General features: G+C 63.6%; 23 protein-coding genes. 7 read left to right on the forward strand and 16 right to left on the reverse strand.

All coding sequences use genetic code 11. From position 1 onward, the window contains the following. The first annotated feature begins 62 nt into the window (after positions 1 to 62). Positions 63 to 671 carry a Crp/Fnr family transcriptional regulator gene (locus AB2N08_RS01675; protein ID WP_367608863.1) on the forward strand — a complete coding sequence of 203 codons (609 nt, stop codon included), beginning with the start codon at positions 63 to 65 and terminating at the stop codon, positions 669 to 671. A gap of 1 nt (position 672) precedes the next feature. Here AB2N08_RS01675 and AB2N08_RS01680 read toward each other — a convergent pair whose 3' ends face one another. The 3 genes from AB2N08_RS01680 to AB2N08_RS01690 form a co-directional block, all read right to left on the reverse strand. Further along, on the reverse strand, positions 673 to 1689 hold the full coding sequence (locus AB2N08_RS01680) for a 2-dehydropantoate 2-reductase (protein ID WP_367608864.1): 1017 nt from the start codon (positions 1687 to 1689) through the stop codon (positions 673 to 675). Between the two features lie 16 nt (positions 1690 to 1705). Continuing rightward, positions 1706 to 2473, reverse strand: a complete 768-nt coding sequence (locus AB2N08_RS01685; protein ID WP_367608865.1) for a fumarylacetoacetate hydrolase family protein — start codon at positions 2471 to 2473, stop codon at positions 1706 to 1708. A 107-nt stretch (positions 2474 to 2580) separates the two neighbouring features. Further along, the gene (locus AB2N08_RS01690) at positions 2581 to 2937 is read right to left on the reverse strand and encodes a hypothetical protein (protein WP_367608866.1); all 357 of its coding nucleotides are present in this window, start codon (positions 2935 to 2937) and stop codon (positions 2581 to 2583) included. 126 nt (positions 2938 to 3063) lie between these two features. On the opposite strand from AB2N08_RS01690, the gene AB2N08_RS01695 reads away from it, so the two are divergent. Further along, positions 3064 to 3996 carry a LysR family transcriptional regulator gene (locus AB2N08_RS01695; protein WP_367608867.1) on the forward strand — a complete coding sequence of 311 codons (933 nt, stop codon included), beginning with the start codon at positions 3064 to 3066 and terminating at the stop codon, positions 3994 to 3996. Position 3997: 1 nt separating this feature from the next. Here the strand turns inward: AB2N08_RS01695 and AB2N08_RS01700 are convergent, their stop codons facing one another. From AB2N08_RS01700 to gcl, 4 genes are read right to left on the reverse strand one after another with little or no spacing between them, the layout of a single operon-like run. After that, positions 3998 to 4945 (reverse strand): histone deacetylase family protein, encoded by a 948-nt coding sequence (locus AB2N08_RS01700; RefSeq protein WP_367608868.1) that lies wholly within the window; start codon positions 4943 to 4945, stop codon positions 3998 to 4000. An 11-nt stretch (positions 4946 to 4956) separates the two neighbouring features. Further along, entirely contained in the window at positions 4957 to 5847 is an 891-nt protein-coding gene (locus AB2N08_RS01705; protein ID WP_367608869.1) for a 2-hydroxy-3-oxopropionate reductase, read from the reverse strand. A 34-nt stretch (positions 5848 to 5881) separates the two neighbouring features. Beyond that, positions 5882 to 6661: a hydroxypyruvate isomerase gene (gene hyi / locus AB2N08_RS01710; RefSeq protein ID WP_367608870.1), complete on the reverse strand. Its 780-nt coding sequence runs from the start codon at positions 6659 to 6661 to the stop codon at positions 5882 to 5884. Positions 6662 to 6702: 41 nt separating this feature from the next. Continuing rightward, the gene (gene gcl / locus AB2N08_RS01715) at positions 6703 to 8445 is read right to left on the reverse strand and encodes a glyoxylate carboligase (protein WP_367608871.1); all 1743 of its coding nucleotides are present in this window, start codon (positions 8443 to 8445) and stop codon (positions 6703 to 6705) included. A 121-nt stretch (positions 8446 to 8566) separates the two neighbouring features. On the opposite strand from gcl, the gene AB2N08_RS01720 reads away from it, so the two are divergent. Beyond that, the gene (locus AB2N08_RS01720) at positions 8567 to 9481 is read left to right on the forward strand and encodes a LysR family transcriptional regulator (protein WP_367608872.1); all 915 of its coding nucleotides are present in this window, start codon (positions 8567 to 8569) and stop codon (positions 9479 to 9481) included. 1 nt (position 9482) lies between these two features. Here the strand turns inward: AB2N08_RS01720 and frc are convergent, their stop codons facing one another. The 3 genes from frc to AB2N08_RS01735 form a co-directional block, all read right to left on the reverse strand. After that, complete coding sequence (frc, locus tag AB2N08_RS01725; protein WP_367608873.1) at positions 9483 to 10730, reverse strand: formyl-CoA transferase; 1248 nt, start codon at positions 10728 to 10730, stop codon at positions 9483 to 9485. A 158-nt stretch (positions 10731 to 10888) separates the two neighbouring features. After that, positions 10889 to 12211: an oxalate/formate MFS antiporter gene (gene oxlT / locus AB2N08_RS01730; protein WP_367608874.1), complete on the reverse strand. Its 1323-nt coding sequence runs from the start codon at positions 12209 to 12211 to the stop codon at positions 10889 to 10891. A 736-nt stretch (positions 12212 to 12947) separates the two neighbouring features. Beyond that, positions 12948 to 14714 (reverse strand): amidohydrolase, encoded by a 1767-nt coding sequence (locus AB2N08_RS01735; protein ID WP_367608875.1) that lies wholly within the window; start codon positions 14712 to 14714, stop codon positions 12948 to 12950. 229 nt (positions 14715 to 14943) lie between these two features. Between AB2N08_RS01735 and AB2N08_RS01740 the strand changes: the two genes are divergently transcribed. Next, positions 14944 to 15222, forward strand: coding sequence for a hypothetical protein (locus AB2N08_RS01740; RefSeq protein WP_367608876.1), 279 nt, complete (start codon positions 14944 to 14946; stop codon positions 15220 to 15222). Between the two features lie 208 nt (positions 15223 to 15430). Here the strand turns inward: AB2N08_RS01740 and AB2N08_RS01745 are convergent, their stop codons facing one another. Further along, positions 15431 to 16597 (reverse strand): tyrosine-type recombinase/integrase, encoded by a 1167-nt coding sequence (locus tag AB2N08_RS01745; RefSeq protein WP_367608877.1) that lies wholly within the window; start codon positions 16595 to 16597, stop codon positions 15431 to 15433. 195 nt (positions 16598 to 16792) lie between these two features. Between AB2N08_RS01745 and AB2N08_RS01750 the strand changes: the two genes are divergently transcribed. Beyond that, complete coding sequence (locus AB2N08_RS01750) at positions 16793 to 17197, forward strand: hypothetical protein (protein WP_367608878.1); 405 nt, start codon at positions 16793 to 16795, stop codon at positions 17195 to 17197. 22 nt (positions 17198 to 17219) lie between these two features. Here the strand turns inward: AB2N08_RS01750 and pnuC are convergent, their stop codons facing one another. Next, a complete protein-coding gene (gene pnuC / locus AB2N08_RS01755; protein ID WP_367608879.1) occupies positions 17220 to 17840 on the reverse strand; it encodes a nicotinamide riboside transporter PnuC in 621 nt (206 codons plus the stop codon). Positions 17841 to 17922: 82 nt separating this feature from the next. After that, positions 17923 to 18417, reverse strand: a complete 495-nt coding sequence (locus AB2N08_RS01760) for a pyridoxamine 5'-phosphate oxidase family protein (RefSeq protein ID WP_367608880.1) — start codon at positions 18415 to 18417, stop codon at positions 17923 to 17925. Positions 18418 to 18589: 172 nt separating this feature from the next. On the opposite strand from AB2N08_RS01760, the gene nadB reads away from it, so the two are divergent. Both nadB and AB2N08_RS01770 read left to right on the forward strand, forming a co-directional pair. Then, positions 18590 to 20209 carry an L-aspartate oxidase gene (gene nadB / locus AB2N08_RS01765; protein WP_367608881.1) on the forward strand — a complete coding sequence of 540 codons (1620 nt, stop codon included), beginning with the start codon at positions 18590 to 18592 and terminating at the stop codon, positions 20207 to 20209. A 65-nt stretch (positions 20210 to 20274) separates the two neighbouring features. Further along, positions 20275 to 21144, forward strand: coding sequence for an NAD-dependent protein deacetylase (locus tag AB2N08_RS01770; protein ID WP_367608882.1), 870 nt, complete (start codon positions 20275 to 20277; stop codon positions 21142 to 21144). On the opposite strand, the gene AB2N08_RS01775 is transcribed toward AB2N08_RS01770, so the two are convergent. The 3 genes from AB2N08_RS01775 to nadA are packed head-to-tail and all read right to left on the reverse strand — an operon-like array spanning position 21141 to position 23484. Further along, complete coding sequence (locus AB2N08_RS01775; RefSeq protein ID WP_367608883.1) at positions 21141 to 21461, reverse strand: hypothetical protein; 321 nt, start codon at positions 21459 to 21461, stop codon at positions 21141 to 21143. The genes AB2N08_RS01770 and AB2N08_RS01775 overlap by 4 nt on opposite strands. Positions 21462 to 21490: 29 nt before the next feature. Further along, positions 21491 to 22354, reverse strand: coding sequence for a carboxylating nicotinate-nucleotide diphosphorylase (gene nadC, locus AB2N08_RS01780; RefSeq protein WP_367608884.1), 864 nt, complete (start codon positions 22352 to 22354; stop codon positions 21491 to 21493). Next, complete coding sequence (nadA, locus tag AB2N08_RS01785; RefSeq protein ID WP_367608885.1) at positions 22351 to 23484, reverse strand: quinolinate synthase NadA; 1134 nt, start codon at positions 23482 to 23484, stop codon at positions 22351 to 22353. Before nadA ends, nadC begins: the two co-directional genes overlap by 4 nt.

Consider the following 23484-nt stretch of genomic DNA (forward strand, 5'->3'; position numbering starts at 1 on the left):
TGGTCAATTTTCGACGCATGATGTGTAAACCCGGTACGCGAACCGCTCGTTGAACAGGTTCTATGACGCTCATTGCCAACCACCCCGAACGCAACATCATTCGTCTTCAGTTGAAGCAGAACGTGATTCTCAAAGAACTGCGCGACAGCGAAATGGCCGCGCTCGAGCCCTACCTGACGATCGTCAATCATCAAAAAGGCGATCTGTTGATGAACCAGGGCGTGCACGAGATGGTCCAGTACTTCATCCTCGACGGCATCCTCAAACGCCAGGTCACGAATCAAGAGGCCAAGGAAATGATCCTGCGCTTCTCGGCCGAGCGCGACATCGAAACCAGCTACGCCGCCTGGTGCCTCAAGACGCCGACGCCCTACAGCATCGTGTGCGTCACCAAGGCGCGCGTGGCCCGCATGCCGCTGTCGCAGTGGGTCGATTATCTGCAGAGCCACAGCACGGCCAAGCAGGCGTTCGAGCACGAGGTCATGAACTTGATGAGCGGCATCATGGCGCACACGATCACGCTGCACTTGCTCGATGCGCCGGGGCGGGTGCACCGCTTCGTGCGCAAGCACCCTGCCCTGTTCGAGCGCCTGCCGAAGAAAGAACTGGCGTCGTACCTGCACCTGTCGCCGGAAACGCTCAGCCGCCTGAAAAATCGCGGCAAGATCTGAGTCAGGTCGTGACGAGCTTTTGCAGCCGTACCCCGCCCTGCTCTTCATGCATGGTTTGCGCCAGCAATTTCACCAGCGCGTAGGCCGAATCGATGTGCGGCGTCGGCGTGCCGGTCATGCGCGCCAGCTCGATCACCGAGCCGACCAGCGCATCGATTTCCAGCCCCCGGCCGGCCTCCACGTCTTGCAGCATCGATGTCTTGTGCTTGCCGATCTTTTCGGCGCCTTCGATGCGCCGGTCCAGCGTGACCCGGAACGTGATCCCCAGCTTGGTGGCCACTGCCTCAGCTTCGCGCATCATCGCCGCGGCCAGGTCGCGCGCGAGCGGGTGCTGGCAAATGTCGACCAGGGTCGAATGCGCCAATGCGCTGATCGGATTGAAGCTGACATTGCCCCACAGCTTGAGCCAGATCTCGGCGCGGATATTGTCCAGCACGGGTGATTTGAAGCCGGCCTGCTGGAAACAGGCGGACACCGCCTCGACCCGCTCGCTCGACGTGCCGTCCAGTTCCCCCAACGGAAAGCGCGCACCTTCGGTGTGCTTGATGATGCCCGGCGCGAGCAGTTCGGCCGCCGGATAGACCACGCAGCCGAGCACCCGCTCGGGCGGAATCCGGCCCGCCAGCTCGCCGCCGGCGTCGACGCTGTGCACGGTGCGCCCGTCAAACTCGCCGCCATGGCGGTGGAAATACCAGAACGGGATGCCGTTCTGCATCGTCACCACGACCGTCTGCGGGCCGAACAGCTTGCCGATCTGGGCCGATACACCATCGACCTGGTGCGCCTTCAACGCCAGGATCACCAGGTCTTGCTGACCGGCGGCGTCGTAATCGTTTGTCGCGCGCACATTGAGCGCAACCTTCTCTTCGCCATCCATTTCGATCAGTTTGATGCCGTTGGCACGAATGGCTTCCAGGTTGGCGCCCCGGACGATGAACGTCACTTCTTCTCCTGCCAGTGCCAGCCTGGCGCCGACCAGGCCGCCAATTGCGCCCGCACCGATGATTGCGATTTTCATGACCCACCCCTTGCGTTTACTCGAACCGGTTGACGAGCTTTCCGATACCGCCGATCTCCACCTCGATCAGGCTGCCTGGCCGCATCGAGCCCACGCCGACCGACGTCCCGCACAGCACGAGGTCGCCCGGCGCCAATGTCATGTCCTGCGAAATCCTGCTGACCAGCTCAGCCACCGGAAACACCATGTCGTTGATGGGGTAATCCTGGCGGACTTCACCGTTCAGGATCGTGCGCACGACCAGCATCGCCGGGTTCAGGCCGGTGGCGATCACGGGCCCGAACGGGCAAAAGGTGTCGAAGCCCTTGGCGCGCACCCATTGGGGAAAGGTCGGGTCGCGCCCGATGATCTCATTGACGGTGACGTCATTGGCGCAGGTATAGCCGAACACGTAGTCGGGCGCGTCCGCCACCGACACGGCAGTGCAACTGCGGCCAATCACGATCGCCAGCTCGCCCTCGAACGCCACCTTGCCGTCGCACAGCGGCTTGCGGATCGTGCCGCCCGGCGCCAGGCACGACGTCGGCGGCTTCATCAGATATAGCGGTTCCGCCGGCGGCGCCAGGCCCAGCTTCTGGCCCAGCGCATGGAAGTTGTTCCACATCGCCAGGATCTTGCCGGGCACCACAGGGGTCAGCACTTCGACCTCGGCCAGGCCGATCACGAGATCGGTGCGGCGCGGGCTGTCGAACATGTCGCCCTGGAAGATCCGGATCATGTCGCCCTCGAGGGTGCCGAAGCGCACGGTGTCGAGATGCTGGAAACGTAGCCAGTGATGGATCATGTGCGTGTTCTTTCGTGGGCCGGGAGTCAGGTGGCCTGATTGTGGAAGAACCGCGTCGGCATATCCATGACCACGGTTAAGATTCGAAAATCGTTCTCTGCTGGCCTTCAGGAGCCGATTTGGCGCTGCTGGAGCTCGGACCAGTTGATCGCCGCACCCGGACTGCAGCCGGTGGCGTTCAGTTGCGCATGGCAACGCGCCTTGGCGGCGAGGATCGCACCGATCAAAAATTCGGCGTCGTGCGCGTTCAGGAGGTGCGGCTGGTGTTCGGCCAGATACTTGCGCAAGCCCGCGCGGTCATCGTTGCCGGCCGAGGCGCTCGCGTAGTGCCCGGCATCCCAGTACCAGCTCAGCCCCAGTTCATGAAAAGCCGCGTTGTAGGCGTTGCGCTGGATATCGGCAACTGCAGAGGCAACTGCACAGGCATCGGCATCGGTATCGCTGTGGTGGTAGTGGATCGTCATGACCATTCTCCCGGTAGGTGCGTGTGGTTGAGTAACCAGAAATCCATCGTAGTCCCGCTAAATGATTAGTAATAGTTAAAACTTTTAGGGATAATCATTAGTACATGCTTATGCATCGGGAGGCCTGTGAAGAACGCCACACTGCGGCAACTGAAGGTCTTCGAGGCCGTTGCGCGGCGCCTCAGCTTCTCGCGTGCCGCCGAGGAATTGCACCTGACCCAGCCGGCCGTGTCGATCCAGATCCGCGCCCTGGAAGGCCATGTGGGGCTGGCGCTGTTCGAACAACTGGGCAAGAAAATTTATCTGACCCAGGCGGGCAGCGAACTGCTGCACTTTTGTCGCGCGATCATCGGGCAGTTTGAGGAAGCGCAAGCGGCCATGGCGCAGCTCAAGGGCATCACCGGCGGCAGGCTGAACGTGGCGGTGATCAGCGCCGGCGACTATTTCTTTCCCCAATTGATGGTCGCATTCGCCCGCCAGCATCCAGGTATCGAGCTGAACCTCACAGTGCACAACCGCGAAGAACTGCTGGGCCGGCTGGAAACCAATCTCACCGACCTGGCCGTGATGGTGCGTCCGCCGGGCGGGCCCCAGACCCAGAACGATGCCTTTGCCCCGCACCCGTACGTGATCGTCGGCGCGCCCGACCATCCGCTGGCCGGTCGTGCGGCCATCTCGATGGATGTGCTGATCCGTCACCCGTTCGTGATTCGCGAGCCGGGCTCCGACACGTGGTATTCGATGGAAGAAGCGTTCGGTCCGCGCGTAAAAGAACTGAACGTTGCGATGGAGATCAAGAGCACCGAAACGATCAAGCAGGCAGTGATCGCCGGCATCGGGCTGGGCTTTCTGTCGGCGCACACGGTCGGGCGCGAGCTGGCGGCGGGCAGCCTGGTGGTGCTGGATGTCGTGGGGTTTCCGCTCCTGCTCAACTGGTACGTCGTGCACCGGCGCGAAAAACGGCTGGCGCCGGTGGCGCTGGCGTTCAGGCAATTCTTGCTGGACGAAGGCGCGGCGCGAATTGCCGCGCTGATTCCGCCCCTTGGCGCGGCGTCGTAAGTTATCCGTCGCCAGCGTCGCCCGCCATCAGGGCCCGTAGGTGGGCCGCGCAACCGCCGGCGAGGCCGTCGGCGCTGTAACCGCCTTCCAGGATGGACACGAGACGGCCCTGGCAAAGGTCGACGGCGATCGCCATGATTTCGCGGGTGATCCAGGCGAAGTCGTCGTCTTCCAGCCGCATGCTGGCCAGGGGATCGAGCCGGTGCGCATCGAACCCGGCCGACACGATGATCAGCTCCGGCGCGAAACTGCGCAAGGCGGGCAGCAGCACGCTTGCCACCTGCGCGCGAAACAAGGCCGAATCGCACCCGGGCGGCAACGGCAGATTGACGATATTGCCGCTCGCACCAGTTTCATGCGCGGCGCCCGTCCCCGGATACAGCGGCGACTGATGGCTCGAGCCGTAGAACAGCGCGGGCCGATCAAAAAAGGCCGCCTGCGTGCCATTGCCATGGTGGACGTCGAAATCGATCACCGCGACGCGCTGCAGGCCATGCGTGTCCAATGCGTGGACGGCGGCGATGGCGGCCTGGTTGAACACGCAAAAGCCCATCGCACGGTCCGGCTCGGCATGGTGGCCGCAGGGCCGCGTCGCGCAGAAGACATTGTCGGCCTCGCCCGCCAGCACGGCATCGACCCCGGCGCAGGCCGCGCCCACGCAGCGCATCACGGCCTCCCACGAGCCAGGCGAGATCAGGGTGTCGCCGCCGTCGAGCGCAACCAGGCCATGCAGTGGCCGGGCGGCGGCGATGGCATCGACAAAGTCGGCGTCATGGACCAGCAGCACTTGCTCGCGCGTGCCGAGCGGCGCCTCGCGCCACGCCAATTGCGCGAACTCGGGCTGGCGCAACGTCTCCATTACCACGTGCAGTCGCTGTGGCGACTCCGGATGGCCAGGGCCCGGCTCGTGGCCGAAGCAGGCGGGATGATGCATTACCCAGGTGGTCATCGGATGGGCCTTTATCCTTCTGCGGCAATGGCATGGTTCGACATCCGCTCGATCGCCTGGCACAGCGCCGAATGATCGAGCTGCGCCATGCCGTGCGCGGCGCACGAATTCATCAATTCCTGGACATTGGCGGTGTTGGGCAGCGAGATTCCCAGCGTTTTCGCACCTTGCAACGCCAGGTTCAGGTCTTTCTGGTGCAGTTCGATCCGAAAGCCCGGCGCAAAGGTACGCTTGACCATGCGCTCGCCATGCACTTCCAGGATGCGCGAGGCGGCAAAACCGCCCATCAGCGCTTGGCGTACCCGGGCCGGATCGGCGCCCGCCTTCGAGGCGAACAGCAGCGCTTCGGCAACGGCCTGGATGTTCAGCGCGACGATGATCTGGTTCGCCACCTTGGCGGTCTGGCCGTCGCCGTTGCCGCCCACCAATGTGATGTTTTTGCCCATCAGCTCGAACAGCGGCCGCACCCGCTCGAAGGCCTCGGGCGAACCGCCCACCATGATGGTCAGCGTGGCGGCGCGCGCGCCGACTTCACCGCCAGAGACAGGCGCATCGACGTAGTCGCAGTCGCGCTTGTTGATCTTCTTGGCGAATTGTTTGGTGGCCATCGGTGAGATCGAGCTCATGTCGACCACGATCTTGCCCGGTGTGAGGCCTGCCGCGACGCCATGCTCTCCGAACAGCGCCTCTTCGACATGCGGCGTGTCGGGCACCATCACGATGATCACGTCGGCCCGTTTCGCCACCTCGGTGGCATTGGTGCAGACCGTGGCGCCGGCCTCGATCAACCCCAGCGGAGGATTCTTCAGGTCATGCAGATACAGTTTGCAGCCGCCTGCCTGCAGGTTGGCGGCCATGGGTCCGCCCATGATGCCGAGGCCGATAAATCCTACTTTTGTCATGATCGTCTCCAGAGTGATGTGAAGTAGCTATCGGCTACAGGCCGTGCTCGGCCATCCAGCCCAGGCCGCGCAAAGTGCCGTCGCGCGGCTTGTACTCGCAGCCGACCCAGCCGTCGTACCCGATCTCGTCCAGCATGCCCAGCAGGTAGCGATAATTGATCTCGCCCGTGCCGGGCTCGAAGCGGCCCGGGTTGTCGGCCAGCTGTATGTGGCGGATCTGCGGCAGGTTGGCCTTGATCGTCGCCGTCAGTTCGCCCTCCATGCGCTGCATGTGATAGATGTCGTATTGCAGGAACAGATTGCTCGAGCCGGTCTGTTCGATGATGTCCAGCGCCTGGCGGGTGTGATGCAGGAAAAAGCCCGGGATATCGAAGGTGTTGACCGGCTCGACCAGCAAGCGGATGCCCTCGGCTTTCAAATGGCTGGCGGCATACTGCAGGTTTTCCACCAGCGTCGCGTGCGCCGCATCTGGCGCCACGCCGCCGGGCACGATGCCGGCCAGGGTATTGAGCTGCCTGACGCCGAGCGCCCTGGCATACTCGATCGCCTGGCCCACGCCGTCCTGGAATTCGGCCCTCCGGCCCGGATGGCAGGCGATGCCGCGCTCGCCAGCGGCCCAGTCGCCGGCCGGCAGGTTGTGCAACACCAGCTCGAGGCGCCAGGTGTCGAGCTTCTCGGCGATGTCTTGTGCCGGATAAGCATACGGGAACAGGAACTCGACGCCCCGGAATCCTGCCCGGGCGGCGTGCTCGAAGCGATCGAGAAAATCGACCTCGGTAAACAGCATGGTGAGGTTGGCAGCAAGCTTGGTCATGGCGGCTCCTGGTGCTGGCGCTGATCGAATGTCGAGCACATCTATTGAATGTCGAGCACATCGTTGAACTCATTGAGTGCATCGATCTCGGTGCCCATCGCGATATTGGTCACCCGCTCGAGGATGATTTCAACGACCACCGGCACGCGGTACTGCGCCATCAGCGCGCGCGCCTGCTCGAAGGCGGGGATGATGTCGGCCGGTCGGAATACCCGCAGCGCCTTGCAGCCCAGGCCCTCGACCACGGCCACGTGATCGACGCCGTAGCCTTCCAGTTCGGGGGCATTGACGTTCTCGAATGCCAGCTGGACGCAGTAATCCATCTCGAAGCCGCGCTGCGCCTGGCGGATCAGCCCCAGATAGGCGTTATTCACCAGCACGTGGATGTACGGCAGCTTGAACTGCGCGGCCACCGCCAGTTCTTCGATCATGAACTGGAAATCGTAGTCGCCCGAGATGGCGACGATGTCGGCATCGGGGTCGGCCACGCGCACGCCGAGCGCGGCCGGGATCGTCCAGCCGAGCGGGCCAGCCTGGCCGCAATTGATCCAATGGCGCGGGTGGTGCACGCGCAAGAACTGGGCGGCGGCGATCTGCGACAGGCCGATGCTGGCGACGTAGCGCACGTCGCGCCCGAAGTATTCGTTCATCTCGTGATACACGCGCAGCGGCTTGACCGGCACATCCGGGAAATCGCTGCGGCGCAGCATCGTGCGCTTGCGCTCCTGGCAGGCGCCGAGCCACGCGCTGCGCTCGGCCAGCCTGCCGCTGGCGCGCCATTCGCGCGCCACCTCCACCAGCTGCTCGAGCGCTGCTTTCGCATCGGAGACAATGCCGTAGTCGGGCCCGAACACGCGCCCGATCTGGGTCGGTTCGATGTCGATATGGACGAACGTGCGGTCCTTGGTGAACACGTCCAGGCCGCCGGTATGGCGATTCGCCCAGCGATTGCCGATGCCCATGACGAAGTCGGCCGCCAGCAGCGTCGCGTTGCCATAGCGGTGGCTCGTCTGCAGGCCGGCCATGCCCGCCATCTGGGGATGGTCGTCGGGGATCGAGCCCCAGCCCATCAGCGTCGGGATCACGGGGATGCCGGTGGTCTCGGCGAATTCCACCAGCAGTTCGGACGCATCGGCATTGATGATGCCCCCGCCGGCCGTCAGCAGGGGGCGCTGCGCCCGGTTCATCATGTCCAGCGCTTTTTCAATCTGCGCGCGGCTCGCCCGCGGCTTGTACAGGGCCATCGGTTCATAGGTGTCGGCGTCGAATTCGATCTGCGCCAGTTGTACGTCGATTGGCAAGTCGATCAGCACCGGGCCGGGCCGCCCGGAGCGCATCAGGTGAAACGCTTGCTGGAACACGCGCGGCACCAGCGCCGGTTCGCGCACGGTGACGGCCCACTTGGTCACCGGCTTGGCAATGGACTCGATATCGATCGCCTGGAAGTCTTCCTTGTACAGCCGCGCACGCGGCGCCTGGCCGGTAATGCAAAGGATAGGTATCGAATCGGCCTGGGCAGAATACAGGCCCGTGATCATGTCGGTGCCGGCCGGGCCCGAGGTGCCGATGCAGACGCCAAGGTTGCCGGCTTTGGCGCGGGTATAGCCTTCGGCCATGTGCGAGGCGCCCTCCACATGGCGCGCCAGGAAGTGGCGAATGCTGTCGCGCTTGCGCAGCGCCGCGTAGAACGGGTTGATCGCGGCGCCGGGCACGCCGAAAGCGACACTGATCCCCTCTTTTTCCATCACCAGCACCGCTGCTTCTGCTGCCGTCATCTTGGCCATGCCGTCCCCCCGGGTTCAAGTCACCAGACTGCGAAGACCCCATGCTAGAGCGTCCGCCGACGCTTGATAAGACGACAAAAAATAATGTTATTCGATACCTGGAATATGGAATACTGGCTAGATGGACAAGGTCAAGCAGATGTGCGCCTTCGTGGATGCGGTCGACAAGGGCAGCCTGGCGCGCGCCGCATTGGAGCAGAACATTACGCCGGTCATGCTGGGGCGCCGCATCGATGCGCTCGAGCGGCGCCTGGGCGTCAAGCTGCTGCACCGCACGACGCGCCACCTGACGCTGACCGAATCGGGCACGCTGTTCCTGGAACACTGCAGAAAGCTGCTGGCCGACATCGAAACGGCCGAAACCATCGTCTCGGAAGGCCGTGACGAGGCCAGCGGACACCTGATCGTCTCGGCGCCGGCCGCATTCGGACGCCTGCATGTGGCGCCGCATGCGCCGGCCTTCCTGGCGGCCAATCCCAATGTGCAGATCTCGTTCAACCTCACCGACCACGTGGTGGATCTGGTACGCGAGGGCTATGAGCTGGGAATCCGGATCGGCGGCGTGCTCGATCCGAGTTTTGTCGCCGTGCGGCTGGCCACCAACCGGCGCGTGGTGTGCGGCACGCCAGCTTACCTGGCCCGCTGCGGCGTGCCGCGCTCGCTCGAAGAGCTCGCGCAGCACAACTGCCTGGCGTTCAATCTGCAGGGTGGGCAGCAGCGCGGCTGGTATTTCCAGAAAGACGGCAAGCCGGTCACGATCAAGGTGAACGGCAACCTCGATTGCAATGACGGTGAGTTGCTGCATCGCTGGGCGAGCGAAGGCCTGGGCCTGGCCTGGCGCTCGACCTGGGAAATCCAGGCGCAGCTGGCGGCCGGCGAGCTGGTCACGGTGCTCGGTGAGTACGCGCTGCCCGACTACGACATCATGGCGGTCTACATGCAGCAGCGGCACTTGCCGGCGCGGGTGCGCGCCTTCATCGACACGCTCAAGCGGGTCTACGCCCAGCCGGGTTACTGGACGCGGCCCAGCCGCTGATCTAGATCACGCGCTCGTCGCGCAGCAGCGCGATCTGTTCGGCCGAGTAGCCCAGGCCGGACAGCACTTCGTCGGTGTGCTCGCCCAGCAGCGGCGAACGCTGCACGTCGGTCGGGCTGTCGGACAGCTTGATCGGGTTGCCCACCGTCAGATACGGCCCACGCTCGGGATGATCGACTTCAACGATGGTGCCAGTGGCGCGCAGCGACGGGTCGTTGGCGATTTCCTTCATCGACAGGATCGGGCCGCACGGGATGTCGTGTTTGTTGAAGATATCCATCGCTTCGAACTTGGTCAGGGTCCGGGTCCATTCCTCGACCGTGGCGAAGATTGACATCAGGCGCGGCAGGCGCGCCCTGGGCGTCGCGTAGTCAGGGTCGGTAATCCACGCTTCGCGCCCGATCAGCTTGCAGATCGGCGCCCACACCGGCGCCTGCGCGATGAAGTAGATATAGGCGTTCGGGTCGGTTTCCCAGCCCTTGCACTTGAGGATCCAGCCGGGCTGGCCACCGCCGGACGCATTGCCTGCGCGCGGCACGGACTCGCCAAACTGGCCACCTGCGAACTGCGGATACTCTTCCATGACGCCATTGCGCTCCAGGCGCTGCTGGTCGCGCAGTTTCACGCGGCACAGGTTCAGTACGGCATCCTGCATCGAGGTCAGCACCCTCTGGCCGCGCCCGGTCGTCGTGCGCTGATAGAGCGCAGTCACGATGCCCAGTGCCAGGTGCAGGCCGCTGCCGCTGTCGCCGATCTGGGCGCCGCTGACGATCGGGGGGCCATCGTCGAAGCCCGTCGTGGCCGCCGCGCCGCCGGCGCACTGGGCGACGTTTTCATAGACTTTACAATGTTCATACGGGCCGGGCCCAAAACCCTTGACCGAGGCGACGATCATGCGCGGATTGAGTTCCTGGATACGCTCCCAGCTGAACCCCATGCGGTCGAGCGCGCCCGGCGCGAAGTTCTCGACCAGCACGTCGCAATCCCTGATCAGCGTCTCCAGCACTTCCTTGCCGGCCGGGCGCTTGGTGTCGAGCGTGATCGAGCGCTTGTTGTGGTTGAGCATGGTGAAATACAGGCTGTCGACACCGGGGATGTCGCGCAGCTGGTTGCGCGTCGCATCGCCCTCGCCGGCCCGTTCGACCTTGATGACGTCGGCGCCGAACCAGGCGAGCAGCTGGGTACAGGTGGGTCCGGACTGGACGTGGGTGAAATCGAGGATGCGAACGCCTTCCAACGCCTTGCCCATACGCTGTCTCCTGCAAAGTTTTATCGACGGTTTTCAGCGATCTTAGCGACGACGGTCGCTTTAATCATTGATGAGTATCAAGAATCCTTAAATGAAGCCTTGACACCAGAAAAGCGGCGCTGTTACCCAGCCCCGCTTTATCCTGGCACTGCATGGGTTCAGGCAGGTACCGCGCCCCCAAGCCCCTCGTTCTCCTTGGCATACAGGTTTTTCGAGTACGTCACGTGCGTCGCGAGTACGGGCCGCAAGACCATGATCGCCAGGAACGCCGCCGTCAGGTCCATGGCGGCGACGGTATAAAGCACCGTCGACCAGGTGCCCGTCGCCTCCATCATCAGGTTGCCAACCGGGACGAACAATGCGCCGATCCCCTTCGCGGTGTACAGCACCCCGTAGATCTTGCCGATGTGCTTGGTGCCGAAAGCATCGCCGGCCAGCGCCGAGAACAGCGAATACACTTCGCCCCAGGCCAGGAACACGATGCCCGACAGGATCAGGAACGCATACGGGTTGCTGCCGAAATAGCCGAGGGCAATGATGCCAATGCCTTCAAGGGTAAAGGCAATCACCATGGTCTTTTCGCGCCCGATATGGTCCGAGATCCAGCCGAACATCGGTCGCGAGATGCCGTTCATGATCCGGTCGAGCATCAGGGCCAGCGGCAAGGCCGCCATCACGAAGAAATGCAGGTCGACCTTGAACTCTTTCACGCCCAGATCCTTGGCGATCACGCCTAGTTGCGCCACGGCCATCATGCCGCCGGTGACCACGAGGATGAACATGATGAACATCAGCCAGAACAGTTTGGTGTGCAACGCTTCGCTGAGCGTAAAGTCATGCGTTGCCTGCAGCAGCTTGCTCGACTTCTTCACCTCGGCCGGGTTGGGCGAACGCAGGAACCAGGCCGCAATAAACGCCAGTGAGCCCTGCAGCAGACCGAAGAAAAAGAAGGTTTCCTGAAAGCCCGACGATTCGATCATGGCCGCGATCGGCAAGATCGTTGCGGCCGAACCGGCGCCATAGCCACCTGCAGTCAGGCCAACGGCAAGGCCGCGGCGATCCGGGAACCACTTGAGCGCATTGTTGATGCAGGTTGCGTAGATCGAGCCGACCCCGATGCCGCCCACGGCCGCACCAAGATAAAAGCCTGCCAGCGACGTCGCCTGCGAATTGATCACCCAGGCCATGCCGATGAACACCGCGCCGAACGCGACCATCAGGCGTGGCCCGAATTTGTCGATGAAGTAACCTTCGAGCGGCGCCAGCCAGGTCTGGACGATGACGAACAGCGTGAACGCCACCTGGATGCTGGCGCGCGACCAGCCGTAGGTGTCCTGGATTTCAGGCACAAACAAGGTCCAGGCGTATTGGATGTTGGCCGTGGCGATCATGCAGACCACGCCGACGGCGAGCTGGATCCAGCGGGTCTTGTCGGAGGCCGGTTGATTGGCGGGCAGCGCCGCGGGCGATGCGTTACGCATGGCGGCCTCCCCGGATCATCGGTGCTGTGCGTGCGGAAGATGCAGCCAGGTACGCGGGCGCCAAGGGCGCCAGCCGGGATAGAGTCTCAAGCATTTCATGTCTCCACTATTCTGGTGATGTACTTGCTTCACGTAGAGCGACCTGCTCACGCGGCATTTCTTGGGGTCTTTTCTAATGAAAAACGCATCAAGAACAAGTAGTAAAAATGGCTGTGAGCATGGTGCAGGCGGTGAAACTGCAAGCTACCAGGCGCGAAGCCGCTCATGACAGTGCGATCTGATGTTGAAGGTCCGGTTTGTGGCTTTCCTCCGTCTGGCAAACGCGTCCGGTGACGACCGTGGATTCTTGCAGCATCGGTTGTTTCGCGCCAGGCGCCTGATCCGGGATTACCGCACCAAGGTTGAAGCGAGAACGTGAGATGAGTTTGCAAGAGCCGATTTTCTGAATCATTGACCGCGGTTATGTTTTCATTATTTTTTACGCGGGGGCGTAAGGGCTTGATACCACGTTCAGAAGCTCGTCGGACGGCAATTGACTGAGAAAGAAGCTCGGCGAGTGCATTGCACATCCCACCCTGTTATAAGCTTCTTTCCTGATAGGTAGTGTTGTCGGAGTCGAAAAAGTGACAATATTATTACTGCATATTTTCAGGCGTTGGTTAGTTACCTTCTCTGCAGTAGGTTGAGCATTGCCGCCCCGGATTTCAAGCACCCGGGGTGTAATTTCATGATGCGATCAGCGATTCTGGTAGCCGCCATAGTGACGCACCGGACTCCAGTCCGGTGACACCCCCGGCAAGGCCGGGGCCAGCGGTGCAAACGGGCCGGCGCCATATACCACTTCGCCGCCCACGATCGTGAGCACGCTTTCCAGATCCTTGATCTGCGCGACATCCATCGTGAAGTAATCGCGCGGCAGCACCGCAAGATCGGCGTACTGGCCAGCGACCAGCCTGCCCTTGTCGGCATCTTCGCCGCTCATCCAGGCGCTGCCCTGCGTCATGAGCTTGAGCGCTTCGTGGCGCGACAGCACATCCTTCGGCTGCCAGGTTGCCAGCCCACCCGCCGTCTTGCCCGTGACGGCCCAGTAGATCGATGGCCACGGCCCGTAGCTGCTCACGCGCGTGCCGTCGGTGCCCAGGCCCACGGGGATGCCGAGCTCGAGCATTTTGCGGATCGGCGGCATCTGGCGCGTCTGGGCGCCGTAGCGCTTCCAGTACGCCTCGCCCTGGAAGTACATGCGGTTCTGCACCGCGATCCCGCCACCGAGCGCCTTGATGCGCATTAGTTGGTCGTCGTTGACGGTTTCGGCATGGTCGACGATCCAGCGCAGACCGTTCAATGGCGTGGCGCGGTGGACCTTCTCGATCACGGCCAGGTCGCGCTCGATGCTCTCGCCGTAAGTTGCGTGGATGCGGAACGGCCAGCGGTTCTTGACCAGCAGCGTCACTACGCGTTCGAGTTCGTCTTCCATCGCGTGCGGCAGCTCGGGGCGAGGCTCGAGGAAGTTCTCGAAGTCAGCTGCGCTCGACACCAGGTTTTCTCCCGCGCCTTCTGCCGCGAAGCCGTTGGCATAGAACATGTGGTCGTTCTTGTTCGGTGTCACCTGGGCGATCCAGCGCGTGTAGTCTTCGAGTTCCTTGCCGGCCTTCTGCGCGAACAGATAGTACGCCGTGCGCACGGTGAGCTTGCCCTGCTTTGCCAGTTCGATCGTGACGCCGTAGTCGTCGGGATAGGCCTGCCCGCCCCCGCCTGCATCGACCGCGCTCGTCATGCCCAGGCGGTTCAGGTCACGGTAGAAGTGCATGGTTGAATTGACCTGGTCCGCGCGGCCGAGCTTGTTGGTCTTGCCGAGCGTCGCGTAGAGGATCATCGCGTTCGGCTTGGCCACCAGGAGGCCCGTGGGCTGGCCAGCCTTGTCCAGCTGCAGTTCGCCATCGAGGTATTTGGTGTCCTTGGTGTAGCCGAGGGTCTCGACGCCCTTCCGGTTCAGGAAACCCAGGCCGTACAGGTACAGGATGAACACTGGCTTGTTGGGCACGGCGGCGTTGATTTCGGCCAGCGTCGGCAGGCGCTTTTCTTCGAACTGATGCTCGGTCCAGCCGCCGACCACCTTGACCCACTCGCCGTCCGGCGTGCGCGCCGCCTGCTCCTTGAGCATCTCCATTGCGCGCCTCAAGGTGCGCACGCCGTCCCAGCGCAGCTCCATATTGTAGTTCAGGCCGGCGCGGATGACGTGCGTGTGCGAGTCGTTCAAGCCCGGGATCACGGTGCGTCCGCCGACGTCCACGACCTTCGTGGCATCTTGTTTGAGCGCGAGGATCGTCGCATTGGTGCCGGTGGCGGCGATCTTGCCATCCTTGATGGCCAGCGCTTCGACGAATTCACCGTCACGCGCCATGGTGGCGATCTTGCCGTTGGTGAGGATGAGGTCAGCTTGCGCGTGCGCAGCCGATGCGGTCACGATGCCGGCGGCGAGCAGTGCGAGGGACAGTTTGTGCATGGAAACTCCTGGTGAGTGTCACGTTGAACCGCGGATCGACGCGGCGGTTGATGACGTTCAGTATCCGGTCACGAGAAAATGTTGAAAAGCGGATAATTTTGACGATAGCGTTCGATGTGTTCGACGATGTGAACTGCCGGGGCCCGCACGGCACGGGGCTGGTGATTTGCACGCAAACGATGACTGCGTGACAATAGACCCACACGAACTGATCCTTCAAAGGCATAGCATGAACATCACCGTCCAGAACACCGTCCCCGCCACCACCCGCATCACGCTCGTCGGCGAACTGCACGATGGCAGCTTTGCGGCCGAGGTCATGACCGAAACCGCCGTTCCCTACACCCCGTACTGGGCCAATCTGCTCGAACAACGGATCGTGTATATCCAGCCCGATGACGAGCAACTCGGCGCCATCATCACGGCGCTGAACGAGCGCCGTCTGACACTCGACGAGTTACAGAATTACGGGAGTTCGGAAGGTGGCACGTCGTCGATCCCGGTGTAAGCGAAAAAGCCGCGCCGCGACCGGGGCGAACCGGCCTCTCCTGCCGACGGTCGGCCGCAATGACTGGGGAGCGTAACCCTCCCTCTTGCAGGCTTGCCTGAAGGTCGCGGAAGCGGCCGGAGTCAGTGGCCTTTGCATCACATTTTTGTCGTTAATTCTCGCGTTGGTTAGTTACATTTTACGCAGGAGGGCCGCCCCTGCGGCGACCTCACTCAATCCCCTTGCCGCCATCGGATCCCAGGATCTCGTCATGCCGCTCGTGGTCGGTCTTGTGCAGGTACGCTGCCGTGGTGGCGATATTGGCGTGCCCGGCCGTGTCTTGCAGCGTCTTGAGTTGCACCCCGCTATTGGCGTGATTGGTCAACATGCTGTGACGCAACCAGTGCGGTGACGCCAGGCGCAGCATTGACGCGCTGTCACCATCGCCTTTCGCTGCCGCGTCGCTCGCGGCAAGCTGGAAAATCGCCTTGAGCGCTTCGGACGCGGCCTCATCGGTGATGCCCACATGCTCTTTCGTGCGACTCGACAGCACCAGCGCCATGCGGTCGCCCCTGCTCGTCTGCTCGAGCAGGCCAAAGGCGCGCCGGTAGTCGCGGTAGGCGCCGATGGTGGCTGGTGGCGCCGGCAGGCGGCGCGGCTTGTTGCCCTTGCCCAGCACGTCGAGCCACCAGCGCCCGTCGCCTTCGCTATAGACCGCCCCCATCGTCGCGCTGACGATTTCGTTCAGGCGCGCGCCGGTCTGGGCAAACGCGATCAGCAGGAAGCGATCGCGCGCACGCTGGCGCGCTGTCGCTTCGGTGTCGCCGGGCCGCGCTTCGGCGGCGGCCAGCGCGTAGCCAATGGCGGCCGGGCTCAGGTAGCGGGTGATGCGACTGGCGTGTGCGGCCCGGACATTGCGCACGAGCCGCGCCGGATTGCGGCGCAGGTAGCCGGTCTGCTCGGCAAATGCCAGCACACCCTTGATAGCAATCATAGCCTGGCGCCGGCTGGTATCGGACAGCGGCCCGGTGAATGGCCGGTAGCGCGCATCGTTGCGCGGCCATTTGGTGGTGCTGATCCATGCGGGCGGTGGCTGGCGGATGAACTCTTTATACGCATTGAGGTCACCGACGTTCAGCTGCTGGAAGGTCTTGCCCGCCTCTTCGCGGCACCAGGTCAGGAAGCGATACAGTTCTTTTTGCAGATTTGCGATCGACTTGGGGCTAAGCTCACCATGCGAGATGTATTCACGCGCCAGTTCGGCGTCGTTGCGTGCCGAGGTGACAGGCTCATCGTCCAGGCTGCCGAAGCCGCCCGTATCCGGCCGGCTGGCCGCCGCCCGATCGGGATCGGCGGGCGGCAACGGGTCGAGATTGAGCGGCAAGAACACGGGCATGGCGGCTGGATAGAATAACTGTATGGATATACAGTATAACATCGCGTCGCCGGGCTGCGTAAGGGACAAGATTGAGATTTCTACAAAAAGCGGGTCAGGGGCGCTGTCGTCCTACAGCGCCATGCCCTGCCCGCCGATATGTGCGCGTCCTCGTCCGCACGACAATGGATCATCCATTTCAAACGGGGGACCACCATGACCAGCAACACATCCAGTGCAACGCCAGCAACCGGGAGCGACGACGGCGTTACCGTCGGTGTCGGCGGGCAAACCAGCGGCCAGCAAGGCGCGACGCCAACCCATGAGTCGCAGACTGAAACTGGCGGCAACGGGGGGCCGGGCATGACCCGCAACCAATCAGGGCCGTATGTGAACGCGCCGGACGGTACCGGGCGCGATGAACCTGCCATTACCGATGGCGCGGCAGCCCCGAAACCGGAAGCCCCAAGCACGGTGCCAGCCGATTCGGCAGCGACCCACACCAGTCCTGGTGCGCAAGATACGCGGCCGGACCAGGCCGGCCCAAAAGTGACGGGCATGGGCGCGCCGGAAACCGGCGGCAATCAGAATGCGGGCGACCTGCCGCCACGTTCGCGCTGACGAGTGGCGGCAATCATCACGGTCAGCCATGTGCTGCGCCGGCGCCTGAAACGGGTGGGCTGGCCGTGGCCCGGGCTGCGGCCAGCTCGCGCTGCGCCAGCTTCGTCCACCAGATCCACGACGCGATCGCGTTCACCCAGAAGCACAGGTACAGGAACGCGGTCAGGTACAGGCCGCGACTGAAATAGAGCGGCGCAGCGATAGTATTGACCAGCAGCCAGACCGGCCAGCTCTCGATGCGCCGCCCCATCATCAGCAGTTGCGCGATGACGGAAAACACCAGCACGGCCGAATCGATGAATGGCGCGTAGGCATTGGTATAAAAATGGAGCGCCGCGCCATAAGCAGCGGTGGCCACGATCCCGACGGGCGCCATCCATGCCATCGTGCGCCAGCCGGCATGGCTGATTGGCAGCGGCGCACCGGCGTTACCGCGCAGCCAGCGCCACCAGCCCAGTACGCTAGTGGCCACAAAAAAGACTTGCAGGACGACGTCGGCATATAGCTGGTTCTGTGCGAACAGCATGCAGAACAGGGTGCAGCCGACGATTCCCGTCCACCAGGTATGGACATTGTTGCGGCCCGCCAGAAGAATGGCGGCGGCCGTAAAAAAGTTGGCGGCCAGTTCGAGGAAAGAAATCATCGCGTGCGGCGTGGCCCGGGGGTGGCAAGAGCGGCTACTCTACGCTACTGTCGTGCCCCGCCGCAAGTTTGGTGCTAGAAGATTACAGCTTGATCGTGCCGTGCTCGGCATCGACATCCGGCTGCTTGCCGGTCACGGCCGCCTTGGCGATGGCGAACATGCGCACCATCTTGCTGTCGTTCGAATCCCAGTACTCGGCCGCGTGCGGGACGACACGCACCAGCACCGCATGCTGGTCTTCCGGACCCGCAGGGAACCATGCCTGCACCATCGGGTTCCACATGCTGCGAATCTTGTCACGGTCGACTACGCGCTCGGCGGTGCCGCTGACCGACACATAGGTGCTGTCGTCGCTATCGGAAAAACTGACGTTGACTTCAGGCTGGTGCGCGATGCTGTCCCACAGGTCGGTTGCCGAGTGCACGAAGAACCAGATGCCGCCTTCGGCGTCAACGTCCTGCTTGGTCATCGGTTGGCTGGCCAGGTGATCGTACTGGTCACGGAACGTGAACATGGCAAAGCGCAGGGAACCGATACGGTCTTCGAGGGCGGCGACGTGGGTGCGGTCTGTAGTCATGGTAAATCCTTGATTGGGTGAATAATGACCCATCCTAGCCCGCCGAGCGCAACACTTCGGTGCGCGGGCGTACACTTGCCCCCTGCCGCACCTGCCATCAGCCTGGTCACGCTGACCCGTACTGCCCATGAATCGCTTATAGTATTGCCTCTATTTACATTTCAACTATTCCATGAAATTCGACGTCGCGATCGTCGGCAGCGGCCTGGCCGGCCTGTCGGTAGCCCTGCACCTGGCCCAGACCCGCAAGGTGGCCATCATCTCCAAGCGCACGCTGCTCGATGGCGCCAGCAACTGGGCCCAGGGCGGCATTGCCGCCGTGCTCGATTCGGGCGACAGCCACGATCAGCACGTGGCCGACACGCTCGTTGCAGGCGCGGGGTTGTGCGACGAGACCGCCACCCGTTACATCGTCGAGCATGGCCGCGAGGCGATCGAATGGCTGATCGAGCAAGGCGTGCCATTTACGCGCGACGCGACGGCCGAACTGGGCTTTCACCTGACCCGCGAAGGCGGCCATGGCCAGCGGCGGATCATCCACGCGGCCGACGCCACCGGCCACGCCGTGCAGGTCACGCTGGAACAGAAGGTACGCGCGCATCCGAATATTTCTCTGTTCGAACACCACGTCGCCATCGACGTCATCACGTCCGACAAGTTGCGGCCCAAAGGCGCGCAGGCGGGCCATGTGGGCCAGCCGCGCTGCTACGGCCTCTACGTGCAGGATGTGAACAGCGGCGAGATCGTGACGTTCGAGGCGGAGCACACCGTGCTTGCCACGGGCGGCGCCGGCAAGGTGTACCTGTACACGACCAACCCGGACACGGCCACCGGCGACGGCATCGCCATGGCCTGGCGCGCCGGTTGCCGCGTATCGAACATGGAGTTCATCCAGTTCCACCCGACCTGCCTCTATCACCCGTATGCGAAATCGTTCCTGATTACCGAGGCGATCCGCGGCGAAGGCGGCCTCTTGAAGCTGCCGCCCGAAGCCGGCGCGCAGGCCGGTGAGCGCTTCATGCCGGCGCACGACGCGCGCGGCGAACTGGCCCCACGCGACGTGGTGGCGCGCGCCATCGACTTCGAGATGAAGAAACGCGGCCTCGATTACGTCAACCTCGATATCAGCCACCAGCCCCCCGCGTTCCTGATGGAACATTTCCCGACCATCTATGCGCGCTGCCTGGAACTGGGCATCGACATCACCCGGGAACCGATTCCCGTCGTGCCGGCCGTGCACTTCACGTGTGGCGGCGTGGTCACCGACCTGGCCGGCCGCACCGATATCCCCGGCCTGTATGCGGTGGGCGAAGCGGCCTGCACGGGCCTGCATGGCGCCAACCGGCTGGCGAGCAATTCGCTGCTCGAGTGCGTGGTGGTCGGGCGCGCCTGCGCGCAGCAAATCGCGGCCAGCCCGGCGGTCGACAATCCCGCGCTGCCGGCCTGGGACGCCAGCCGCGTGACGGATGCCGATGAAGAAGTGGTCATCGCCCACAACTGGGACGAGCTGCGCCGCTTCATGTGGAATTACGTCGGCATCGTGCGCACCACCAAGCGGCTCGAGCGCGCGCTGCACCGGATCAAGCTGCTCAAGGAAGAAATCGACGAGTACTACCGCAATTTCCGCATCACGCCCGACCTGCTCGAGCTGCGCAACCTGGTCGAAGTGGCGCACCTGATCGTCAAGAGCGCCATGTCGCGCCATGAAAGCCGCGGCCTGCACTACTCGCGCGATTACCCGGACACGTTGCCAAAAGCGCTCCCAAGCGTGCTGACCCCGCGCAGGCGCTAGCGCTGCGCGGCTGGAAGGCGCCGTCCCGGCGCGGTAATTTAGCGGGCGGTGGTACGATTGATCGCATGAACGGCGAACTCAGTGCATACAACAGTGAACACGACGCGGCCAGGCATCTGGCCGCGTTTCTCGAACGATATCCTCGTGCGCTGGTGCTGACCGGCGCCGGCTTGTCGACGGCGTCGGGCATTCCCGATTATCGCGACCGCGATGGCGTGCGGCGCGGGCGGTTGCCGATCCAGGGGCCCGAATTTCGGCGCGACCCGGCGATCCAGCGCCGCTATTGGGCGCGCAGCATGGTCGGCTGGCCGGTGCTATCGGGCGCAACGCCGAATCACGGCCACCGCGCGCTGGCCGCACTCGAGGCGAACGGGCGGATCGGCACGATCCTCACGCAGAACGTCGATGGCTTGCACACGCAGGCCGGCAGCCGCAGCGTGCTCGAACTTCACGGCAATATCCACCACGTGGCATGCCTCGGTTGCGGCGCCAGTTTCACGCGCGCCGCGCTGCAGGTGCAGCTCGAGACGGCCAATCCTGCCCTGCGCGATGTCCTGGCGCAGCCGCTGCCCGATGGCGACGCCGAGATCGATCCGGATGCGGTGACGGGTTTTACGGCGCCAGCCTGCACGCACTGCGGCGGCACGCTGATGCCCGATGTCGTCTTCTTTGGCGACAACGTACCGCCAGCGCGCACGGCCGAGGCGTTGGCGCGGATGGAAGCGGCCGATGCCTTGCTCGTGGTCGGCTCGTCCCTGATGGTGTATTCGGGCTTTCGCTTCTGTCGCCTGGCCGAAGCCGCCGGCAAGCCCATCGCCGCGCTGAACCTGGGGCGCACGCGCGCCGACGACATGCTCACGCTCAAGCTGGAAGCGTCGAGCGAGCAGGTGTTGCCGCTGGTCGCCGAATTGCTCGGCAACCGCGTACTGATTTAGTTGCTGCCGAACTTGATCACCAGGCCGGTGATCAGGGCCGCGGCCATCGCAATCGACAATACGCCATGCAGCATCGGCGAGCCGATCGATGCGCTCGCGGCGACATCGTCGCGCTGCAACGCCATCGCGCGGCTGAGCACGACGGGCCGCAGGAAACCACGAATACCCACCAGCAGCATGCCGATACCAAAGAACAGTTCGCCCTTCATGTTGTACAGGATGCCGTCCATCAGCTGGGGCACACCCAGCAGCAGGCCGAAGCCGAGCCAGAACAGGCGGAACACGAGCGAACGCTTCAATTTGGTGGTAATCGACATAAAATGGGTGGGAGAGTTCATCGGATAGGTCAGACGATACGCAGCGAGTAGTCGGTAGCGCGCACGTCCTTGGTCAGGCTGCCGATCGAGATGCGGTCGACGCCTGTTTCGGCGATGGCGCGCACGGTGTCCAGATTGACGCCGCCCGAGGCTTCCAGCAGCGCACGGCCGGCATTGACCGTCACCGCTTCGCGCATCATGGCCAGGTCAAAATTATCGAGCAGCACCGACGTGACGCCGGCGGCAAGCGCTTCGTCCAGCTGGGCAATCGTTTCGACTTCGATCTGCACCGGTGCACCGGCGTTCAGGCTGGCCGCCGCATCGAGTGCGCGCGTGACGCCACCGGCTGCGGCGATGTGGTTTTCCTTGATCAGGATGCCGTCATACAGCGCCATGCGCTGGTTCTTGCCACCGCCGACACGCACCGCGTACTTCTGCGCCTGGCGCAGGCCCGGCAGCGTCTTGCGGGTATCGAGAATGGCGGCGTTCGTGCCCGCGACAACGCCGACGTAGCGCCGGGTGGCGGTGGCCACGCCCGAGAGCAGCTGCAAGAAATTGAGCGCGGCGCGCTCGGCCGTGAGCAGCGCGCGCGGATTGGCGGTGATCGTGCAGACGGCGCTATTGGCCGTCATCAGGTCGCCTTCGGCAACGTGCCATTCGATATCGGTCTCCTGGTCGACCGCCAGCATCACGCCCTCGAACCACGGCGCGCCGCACAGCACGGCCGCTTCGCGCACGATCACGCGGGCTGTCACGCGCGTATCGTTCGGCACCAGCTTGCCGGTGAGGTCGCCACTGCCGATGTCTTCGAGCAGCGCGGCCAGGATGTTTTGTTCGAACGCCGCCTGCAGCTTGTCGTCGAACTCGGCGTGGGGGTTGTGCAGACTGGTCATGCGGGGCCGACTCCGGAAAACATGGGGGCATTGTGTTCAAGCGCGCCGCTTGGCAGCGCTTTCGCACGCTTGGCTGCAGCGAAATCGAGCATGCGGTCGATGGCGCGTTTGGCTTGCAGGCCGACGGCGGGGTCGACATGCACTTCGTTGGCGCCCGATTCGAGCACGTCCGCCAGGTTGCGCAAGCCGTTCATTGCCATCCACGGGCAATGCGCGCAGCTTTTACACGTTGCGCTGTTGCCGGCGGTGGGCGCTTCGATGAACGTCTTGCCGGGCGCGGCCATCTTCATCTTGTGCAGGATGCCGTTGTCGGTGGCGACGATGAAGTGGGTGGCGCTAAGCGCTTGAGCCGCATTAATCAGCTGCGTGGTCGAGCCGACCACGTCGGCCTGCGCCACGACATTGGCTGGCGACTCAGGGTGCACCAGCACCTTGGCCAGCGGGTATTCGGCTTTCAGCAGGTCGAGTTCGATACCCTTGAACTCGTCGTGCACGAGGCACGAGCCCTGCCACAGCAGCATGTCGGCGCCGGTCTTGGCCTGGATGTACGAACCCAGGTGACGGTCGGGCGCCCACAGGATTTTCTTGCCCTGCGCGTGCAGCTCGGCCACGATATCCAGGCCGATGGACGACGTCACCATCCAGTCGGCGCGCGCTTTGACGGCCGCGCTGGTGTTGGCATACACGACAACGGTGCGGTCCGGGTGCTGGTCGCAAAAGGCCGCGAATTCGTCGGCCGGACAGCCGAGATCGAGCGAACAGGTCGCGTCGAGATCGGGCATCAGGATGGTTTTTTCGGGGCTGAGGATTTTTGCCGTCTCGCCCATGAAGCGCACGCCGGCCACGACCAGCGTTTGCGCCGCGTGGTCACGGCCGAAGCGCGCCATCTCGAGCGAGTCGGACACGCAGCCGCCCGTTTCTTCGGCCAGGTCTTGCAGGTCGGCGTCCACGTAGTAGTGGGCGACGAGCACCGCGCCTTTTTCTTTCAGCAGGCGCCGAATTTTGTCTTTAAGCGCCACGCGCTCTGCGAGTTCGGGCGCGCCGGGAATGCGCGCCCAGGCCTCGGCGGTGCAGGCCAGACCGGCCTGCGGCCGGTCGTATTCATACGTCTTGATCGGTACGGTGTGCAT

It is taken from the genome of Massilia aurea, assembly GCF_040790145.1.
In the GTDB taxonomy this organism is placed as follows: domain Bacteria; phylum Pseudomonadota; class Gammaproteobacteria; order Burkholderiales; family Burkholderiaceae_D; genus Telluria; species Telluria aurea_C.

Bases quoted from the DNA above. Each gene is read 5' to 3' on its own strand.
- AB2N08_RS01740 (WP_367608876.1), top strand. From the start codon at position 14,944: ATGAACATCACCGTCCAGAACACCGTCCCCGCCACCACCCGCATCACG.
- AB2N08_RS01680 (WP_367608864.1), bottom strand. From the start codon at position 1,689: ATGAAAATCGCAATCATCGGTGCGGGCGCAATTGGCGGCCTGGTCGGC.
- nadC (WP_367608884.1), bottom strand. From the start codon at position 22,354: ATGACCAGTCTGCACAACCCCCACGCCGAGTTCGACGACAAGCTGCAG.
- AB2N08_RS01745 (WP_367608877.1), bottom strand. From the start codon at position 16,597: ATGCCCGTGTTCTTGCCGCTCAATCTCGACCCGTTGCCGCCCGCCGAT.
- hyi (WP_367608870.1), bottom strand. From the start codon at position 6,661: ATGACCAAGCTTGCTGCCAACCTCACCATGCTGTTTACCGAGGTCGAT.
- oxlT (WP_367608874.1), bottom strand. From the start codon at position 12,211: ATGCGTAACGCATCGCCCGCGGCGCTGCCCGCCAATCAACCGGCCTCC.
- AB2N08_RS01685 (WP_367608865.1), bottom strand. From the start codon at position 2,473: ATGATCCATCACTGGCTACGTTTCCAGCATCTCGACACCGTGCGCTTC.
- AB2N08_RS01675 (WP_367608863.1), top strand. From the start codon at position 63: ATGACGCTCATTGCCAACCACCCCGAACGCAACATCATTCGTCTTCAG.
- AB2N08_RS01735 (WP_367608875.1), bottom strand. From the start codon at position 14,714: ATGCACAAACTGTCCCTCGCACTGCTCGCCGCCGGCATCGTGACCGCA.
- nadB (WP_367608881.1), top strand. From the start codon at position 18,590: ATGAAATTCGACGTCGCGATCGTCGGCAGCGGCCTGGCCGGCCTGTCG.
- gcl (WP_367608871.1), bottom strand. From the start codon at position 8,445: ATGGCCAAGATGACGGCAGCAGAAGCAGCGGTGCTGGTGATGGAAAAA.
- AB2N08_RS01775 (WP_367608883.1), bottom strand. From the start codon at position 21,461: ATGTCGATTACCACCAAATTGAAGCGTTCGCTCGTGTTCCGCCTGTTC.
- AB2N08_RS01700 (WP_367608868.1), bottom strand. From the start codon at position 4,945: ATGACCACCTGGGTAATGCATCATCCCGCCTGCTTCGGCCACGAGCCG.
- nadA (WP_367608885.1), bottom strand. From the start codon at position 23,484: ATGCACACCGTACCGATCAAGACGTATGAATACGACCGGCCGCAGGCC.
- AB2N08_RS01750 (WP_367608878.1), top strand. From the start codon at position 16,793: ATGACCAGCAACACATCCAGTGCAACGCCAGCAACCGGGAGCGACGAC.
- AB2N08_RS01770 (WP_367608882.1), top strand. From the start codon at position 20,275: ATGAACGGCGAACTCAGTGCATACAACAGTGAACACGACGCGGCCAGG.
- AB2N08_RS01690 (WP_367608866.1), bottom strand. From the start codon at position 2,937: ATGACGATCCACTACCACCACAGCGATACCGATGCCGATGCCTGTGCA.
- frc (WP_367608873.1), bottom strand. From the start codon at position 10,730: ATGGGCAAGGCGTTGGAAGGCGTTCGCATCCTCGATTTCACCCACGTC.
- AB2N08_RS01760 (WP_367608880.1), bottom strand. From the start codon at position 18,417: ATGACTACAGACCGCACCCACGTCGCCGCCCTCGAAGACCGTATCGGT.
- pnuC (WP_367608879.1), bottom strand. From the start codon at position 17,840: ATGATTTCTTTCCTCGAACTGGCCGCCAACTTTTTTACGGCCGCCGCC.
- AB2N08_RS01705 (WP_367608869.1), bottom strand. From the start codon at position 5,847: ATGACAAAAGTAGGATTTATCGGCCTCGGCATCATGGGCGGACCCATG.
- AB2N08_RS01720 (WP_367608872.1), top strand. From the start codon at position 8,567: ATGGACAAGGTCAAGCAGATGTGCGCCTTCGTGGATGCGGTCGACAAG.